At 43.4% G+C, this 228-nt stretch carries 1 protein-coding gene; it reads left to right on the top strand.

The annotated features are described in order from the left end of the window. Positions 1–228: 30S ribosomal protein S11 (gene rpsK / locus KVT11_RS20890; RefSeq protein ID WP_217609248.1), on the top strand; the 228-nt coding region annotated here is incomplete at both ends.

The following is a 228-nucleotide window of genomic DNA, read 5'->3' as shown; positions in this document are numbered from 1 at the left end:
TCCGTTCCACTTTCAACAACACGATTGTAACGATTACTGATGATCATGGAAACGCAATTTCTTGGTCAAGTGCTGGTGCATTAGGATACAGAGGTTCTCGTAAATCTACTCCTTTCGCTGCACAAATGGCTGCTGAAACTGCTGCTAAAGGTTCTACCGAACATGGTCTTAAAACACTTGAAGTAACTGTTAAAGGTCCTGGTTCTGGTCGTGAAGCTGCAATTCGTG

Source organism: Bacillus sp. GbtcB10 (assembly GCF_019091365.1).
Classification (GTDB): domain Bacteria; phylum Bacillota; class Bacilli; order Bacillales; family Bacillaceae; genus Bacillus; species Bacillus altitudinis.
The sequence above is the reverse complement of the archived record's forward strand: the minus strand, read 5'-3'. Positions and strand labels throughout refer to the sequence as shown.